The sequence below is a fragment of the Sulfurovum sp. bin170 genome (assembly GCF_010892395.1).
Taxonomy (GTDB): Bacteria; Campylobacterota; Campylobacteria; order Campylobacterales; family Sulfurovaceae; genus UBA1140.
In genome coordinates, this window is sequence record NZ_JAACKB010000032.1 from 1 (window position 1) to 4,440 (window position 4,440).

General features: G+C 36.5%; 3 protein-coding genes and 1 pseudogene. 1 reads left to right on the forward strand and 3 read right to left on the reverse strand.

Annotated features, from left to right (window positions below):
- Positions 1-44 precede the first annotated feature (44 nt).
- On the reverse strand, positions 45-2,075 hold the full coding sequence (locus GSY74_RS00765; protein ID WP_164663193.1) for an ATP-dependent helicase: 2,031 nt from the start codon (positions 2,073-2,075) through the stop codon (positions 45-47).
- Between the two features lie 3 nt (positions 2,076-2,078).
- Complete coding sequence (locus GSY74_RS00770) at positions 2,079-2,417, reverse strand: hypothetical protein (protein ID WP_164663194.1); 339 nt, start codon at positions 2,415-2,417, stop codon at positions 2,079-2,081.
- Positions 2,418-2,757: 340 nt separating this feature from the next.
- Between GSY74_RS00770 and murA the strand changes: the two are divergent.
- Positions 2,758-4,020: pseudogene (gene murA / locus GSY74_RS00775) on the forward strand (UDP-N-acetylglucosamine 1-carboxyvinyltransferase).
- A 210-nt stretch (positions 4,021-4,230) separates the two neighbouring features.
- Here murA and GSY74_RS00780 read toward each other — a convergent pair.
- Positions 4,231-4,440, reverse strand: a 210-nt coding sequence (locus tag GSY74_RS00780; RefSeq protein ID WP_370518751.1) for an IS1 family transposase, incomplete at its 5' end; no start/stop codon positions are given.

Here is a 4,440-nt window from a genome sequence, read left to right on the forward strand (position 1 = left end):
AAAATTTACAAATAAAAATTAGAAATAATATATGATACTACTACTTAACCTATACTCTTCAACAATCCTGCCTCATATAGAAACGGTGAAGGTTTAAAATCAAGTTTTTTAACTCTATCATATTTAGCAAATGAGAGAAATAGCTTCTCTTTTGCACGAGTGACAGCCACATAAAAGAGCCGTCTCTCCTCATCCAAACTTCCACCTTTGCCCATAAGTTTAGTATTAGGGAATCGACCATCCATAAGGTCGGTGACATAGACCTCTGTGAACTCCAGCCCTTTACTCGCATGAACTGTCAGCAGATTAACTCCATCCCCTTCACTTAGTTCGTTTCCACCCAAGACCATTGCGTTGACAAATCTATCAATATCCTTGTAGTGTGATGCCAAATCACTAAGGAGTCTAGCTTTTCTTGCTATCCTCTCTTTTGCTAGAGCTTTTTTTTCACTGTCTATCTCACCTGATTTTAGCTTTCCTCTCTGGGTTGCTAACGACTCAACCACAGCCTGATATAGTGGAGAGTTTATGAGCTTGATAAGCAAAGTTTTGGGTTGTTTAACATTTCTAATAGATTTCAGAAAGTCATGATATGCTTTGAAAAACATTAGACCATCATCTGTTAGTTTTGGATGTTTTAGTATAGGGTTTGATTTTATCTCTTCACTTAGAGGTAGATGAGAAAAACGACTCATAGAGCCTATCTGTGTATCATCATCAAAAAGCCCTAGTTGCATATTTTTTGTGGGATGAAGTTTTGGTAGAGTAAAAACTCTTGGAGATAGCATACCAACATATAGATTTCCTTCTCCAAAGTGTCTAAAGCACTCAAACATCTCTTTGGCTACAGCTGTGCCAATCCCTTTTCCATACTCAAAGATATGGATAAATGCCATCATATCTTTTGGGTTAACTCTAAGTGAAGCTACATCAAGCAGAAATTTTACCTCTTTAGCTTCAAAAAAGCTATTGCCACCTTTTCTTTTGCAGTTGATTCCTAGCTCTCTCAAACTCGCTTCGACACCATCAGCAGAGGCGTTATTTCTAAATATAACGGCTATATCATTGCTCGGAGTATAGGAGTTTTTGATATTTCGAGAGATGGCTTGGTACTGGTCAAAGAGTTCAGGGTATGCCATGAGTCTTGGTGGATGATTTTTGCCCTTTTTTGTTACCTCTAGTTTTTTAGGGTAGATTCGCTCATTTCGCTCTATTACTCTGTTTGCAAGAGAGAGGATTGAAGCCGTGGAACGGTAGTTTTTACTTAAGGTAAAGACAGTTGCATTTTTATATCGCGAACCAAATGTTGCAATATTTTGAATGTTCGCACCATTAAAAGCGTAGATACTCTGGTCATAATCACCCACACAAAAGAGAGAATTGGACTGTAGAGAGTCTATTAATGCATTTTGTAATGTATTTGTATCTTGATACTCATCGACCAAAACTTCGTTCATCTCTCGTTTCTCTTCCAAAAGAGATTGACGCATTTTCAAAAGTAGGTCATTAAAAGAGACAAAACCAAACTGCTCTTTTGTATCTTCGTACTCATCAATAATATTCATATATACATCTATAAGTGGTTGATGGTCAGGATATTTCTCGATAAACCATATATCAAAGCCATCCAGTGATGCGTTTTGATATAGATTATACTGTTCATAGAGATAGGTTGAAGAGAAAGCATCCACATCCGTGTTTAGTCGTTTGAACTGCCGTTTTTCATAGATACTACGAAATAGAGTTTTTAGCTCACTTGGCTGTTTGAGTGCAATATTTCTGTTCATCTGCTTTAGCCATCGGTAGCTCACTGCATGAAAGGTTCCAGATTCAATCTCTTTGACAATAGTAGATGGGAAAAATCTTCCAACTCGCTCTAGCATCTCACCTGCAGCTTTGTTTGTAAAAGTTAATAGTAATATTTTGGAAGGCTCTACGCCAGAGTGAAGTAGATGAGCGATTCGCCCAACGATAGTAGATGTTTTTCCTGTTCCTGCTGAGGCAATAATCAAATTATTGCCCATAGGTGCAGTTGCAGCACTTAACTGCTCCTCATTGAGAGTGCTAAGTGGCATTAATTATTTGTGACCGATGATGTAGTATGTTGGTTTATCTTTTACTTTTTCTATCTCTACTTTATACTTATCTGCCCAATTCTCAACGGTATCTCTAAACTCTTCACAAATCTCCATTGCTATGCAATCACTACCTTTTATCTTTAAATTGTCTTGACTACTTGACATCCCAATAAAACCTTTAATTGGTGCTAAATGATCATTTAACGACAGCAAGTGTTTTGAAAATCTATCAAACTCACTAGTATTGTCTATAATTTTTTCCATCTGTTCTACTGAATTCTCTGTTTTTGAGTATCCAAGTTGTGACAAAAGTGCTTCTGCTGATAAATCTATTTGCATTAGTTTTTCCTTGTTATATTATTTGTTGTTGTTCTAAAATAATTAAAAAGATTAGAATCAATCAATGTCAAACTTTAACATAATTCTCTTAATTTGAACCTTAAATAGATTGTCGAAATTCATAAAATATTAATTGATATGTTTAAAATTATTAAGTTCCAAATCGTGTAATAATCGTGTTTAGAAGGGTTTAGAGTATTTAAGCTTAATGTAAAACATGTAAATACAATTTTAAGAATGTAACCAATCGAAACGATTTACACTCTTGATATTTTTTAACATTATATACTATACTTAACATAATTTAGATAAAATTGCAAAAATTAATATTGGATATATAATGGACTATTTACAAATAAAAGGTGGAGCCAAGCTAAGTGGCTCTATCAAAATCTCTGGTGCAAAAAACTCTGCTCTTCCTGTTATCGCGGCTACCATACTCTCTGACAAACCTGTGGAACTTACAAACCTTCCAAATGTTGTTGATATAAGAACACTACTAAAACTACTCACTATATTGGGTGGAGAGGTTGACCATAAAGGTACAGTTGCAAAAGTAAATAATGGAACGATGAACTCAACCAAAGCTGTCTATGAGATTGTATCACAGATGAGAGCCTCTATCTTGGTATTGGGCCCTCTTTTGGCTAGATTTGGTGAGTGCGAGGTGAGTCTACCTGGGGGATGTGCAATAGGTCAACGCCCAATTGATTTGCATCTAAAAGCACTTGAGGCTATGGGAGCGAAGATAGAGATAAAAGGTGGATATGTCAGAGCCGTTGCCCCCAATGGTTTGCAGGGTGCAAAAGTAATATTTGATAAGATAACCGTTGGTGGGACTGAAAATATCATTATGGCGGCTTCACTTGCTCATGGTACTACAACCATAGTAAATGCGGCAAAAGAGCCAGAGATTGTACAACTCTGTGAGATGATAGCCGATGCAGGAGTAAAAATTGAGGGGATTGGAACAGCAACTCTTACGATAAAGGGAACAGGGCAGAAGCCTTTGGAGTTTAAAACGGTAGAGATTATCCCTGATAGAATCGAAGCAGGTACATACCTCTGTGCAGGGGCAATTACAGGTTCATCTATCACTATAGAAAAAGCAAATCCCACACATATACAGACCTCTATAAATAAACTAGAGGCTATGGGGTGTAGTTTTGATATTGATGGAGATAAGATAACGATTCACTCTACAAAAAGACTAAAACCTGTCAGTGTAATTACCTCAGAGTACCCTGGTTTCCCAACAGATATGCAGGCACAGTTTATGGCAGTAGCCACGATGGCTGTGGGAGATAGTCTGATATAAGAGCGACTCTTTGAGAATCGTTTTATGCATGTGAGTGAGCTTAATCGTCTTGGGGCTGATATTTGGCTCAAAGGAAGCGTAGCGGCTGTTCGTCCTGTGGCTGAACTCTATGGTGCTGATGTGATGGCAACAGACCTAAGAGCTAGTTCGGCACTTGTTCTTGCAGGATTAGTCGCAGAGGGTGTGACCAATGTTCACCGCATCTATCATCTCGATAGAGGGTATGATAATTTGGAGGGGAAGCTTTTGTCTTTGGGTGCAGATATTAAGAGGTTGAGTGAATAGTAGTGATAATATTTTTCACATTGAGAAGTTGAATAGGATAAAAAAATAAGAATTAGGTAGTTTAATTTAGATTATATTAATATGTTGGTAGTGTACCAATTCCGTTGATATAATTTTTCATTATAACAAAAGTCCAAAATCCAAAACATTAATTAAGAGACCAATAACAATATCATGCATTTTGATAGACTTAGAGAAACAGATAGTTTTTCAAGTAAGTCTCTTAACTCTTGTTCTTAAAATAAGATTTTTTCTCTCAATTGTTTGCGTATTTCTCTTTCCAATTTCATGCTTGTTTTCATCTAGGTTTTTACTATACGGGCCCCAATTATCTGTATAATATTTTCCTATTTTGAATGGTTCTAATAGCTTTTTGAGTTTTAGAAAAACTTCATCTTTTCTTCTCCCAAAAACAAAGGC

Coding starts and splice junctions, on each gene's coding strand:
- GSY74_RS00765 (WP_164663193.1), bottom strand. CDS start 2,075: ATGCCACTTAGCACTCTCAATGAGGAGCAGTTAAGTGCTGCAACTGCA.
- GSY74_RS00770 (WP_164663194.1), bottom strand. CDS start 2,417: ATGCAAATAGATTTATCAGCAGAAGCACTTTTGTCACAACTTGGATAC.